Raw genomic sequence first — 1163 nt, 5'->3', positions numbered from 1 at the left:
TTCGGGAGTTGGCTGAAGGCGTCGTAGTCGACCTTCATCCCCAGTGTGCCAAGGGCCAGCGCGACCATCACGGCGCCGGAGGCGACTGCCACGAGTGCCGGGCGGCGAGCGGTGAACCGGCCGAGGCGCTTGAAGGTCGCGCCCTTCGGGGTGGTCTGCCAGGACTTCGACGGCCAGAACACCTTCGGGCCGAGCAGCGAAACGACCGCGGGTACCAGGGTGATCGAGGCGAAGGCCATCACGCCGACCGCAATCGCCAGGCCCGGGCCAAGGCTCTTGAAGCCGCCGAAGACGGCTAGTAGCAGGGCGCTGAAGGCGACGATGATCGCGCCGGCGGCCGAGACGATCACCTCGGCGACTCGGCCGGTCGCGTTGGCCAGTGCGGCCTTCGGCTCCTCGCCGGCGCGCAGGCGCTCGCGGAAGCGGAAGAGCAGGAAGAGGATGTAGTCCGTACCGACGCCGTACAGGACGACGGTCAGGATGGTCTGCATGTCCTGGGTGACTTGGAGGCCGGAAGCCTTTGCCACCAAGGCGATCAGGCCGGGCGCGATGCTCGCGACCAGGCCGACCGTGAGGATCGGCAAGAAGGCGGCGACCGGGCTGCGGTAGATGACCAGCAGCAGGCCGACGATCAGCACGATGGTCGCGATGCCGACCACCACGAACGCGTTGTCGAACGCATCCTTGTTGTCGAGCATCAGGGCCGCGTCGCCAGTCACGCCGTACTCGAGGTCGGCGCCGGTCAGCGCGGAATTCGTGGTGTCGCGCACCTGCTGTACGGCGTCCAGCACGGCCTGGTCCTCGGCGAGTCCCTTCAGGCCGACGCTGACGATCTGCACCTGCTTGTTCGGCGAGAGCGCCTGCGGACCGGTGACGGCCGCGGTCACTCGGTCGATCTTCGCGGCCGTGAGTTTGGTGGCCAGTTCCGCGACCTTGGCCTGGTCGGCGGCGGTCAGTTCGCCGCCGCCGGCGCGTTTGACGACGATGCTCGCGGTCGCGTCGCTGGTCTGCCCGAAGGCATCAGTGGCCAGCTTCTGTGCCTGGACCGACTCGTACTTGTCCGGCAGGAGGCTGGTCTGGTCCTTGCTGGTCACATCGCCGAGTGTCGGCGCGAAGGCGAGCACGGCGACAGCCGCGACCACCCACGCAGCGATCACCTTCCA

Annotated in this window: 1 protein-coding gene; it reads right to left on the bottom strand. The window is 68.2% G+C overall.

The window, feature by feature from the left end; genetic code table 11:
- The coding region (locus E1263_RS42420) for an MMPL family transporter (protein WP_165956950.1) at window positions 1-1163 on the bottom strand (1163 nt) is incomplete at both ends.

The sequence above is a fragment of the Kribbella antibiotica genome (assembly GCF_004349055.1).
Taxonomy (GTDB): Bacteria; Actinomycetota; Actinomycetes; order Propionibacteriales; family Kribbellaceae; genus Kribbella; species Kribbella antibiotica.
Note: the sequence above shows the minus strand (reverse complement) of the source record. Positions and strands in the feature narration are given on the sequence as shown.